Consider the following 346-nt stretch of genomic DNA (forward strand, 5'->3'; position numbering starts at 1 on the left):
GAAGCTCACCCTAACCTGAAAGACCACAGCAGAGCTTGTTTTGAGAGGGAGAGGCAGGTGCTCCAGATCACCTTGACGAATACCTTCACGATTTTTGCGTCCAGATAGGGTGTTGTCTGTTTTCGTTTGTCAGGGTCTAGATAGATGGACTGGCCTCTGCAGCCCTTGCCCTGACTGGATTTTCGCGATTTCCCTCAAGGGCGGACGATGGGACTCGAACCCACGAATGGAGGATCCACAATCCTCTGCCTTAACCGCTTGGCTACGCCCGCCGCGATTCTGGCTATCTAGCTTAGCATGGGAAAAACGGGAGCAAACTACCCGACCCTGACTGCTTCGCAGTACA

General features: G+C 53.5%; 1 tRNA gene. It reads right to left on the reverse strand.

What is annotated here, in order from left to right:
- Window positions 1-199: 199 nt before the first annotated feature.
- A tRNA-His gene (locus NW856_RS10395) sits at window positions 200-272 on the reverse strand.
- Between the last annotated feature and the right edge of the window lie 74 nt (window positions 273-346).

Source organism: Synechococcus sp. R3-13, assembly GCF_047462195.1.
In the GTDB taxonomy this organism is placed as follows: Bacteria; Cyanobacteriota; Cyanobacteriia; order Thermostichales; family Thermostichaceae; genus Thermostichus.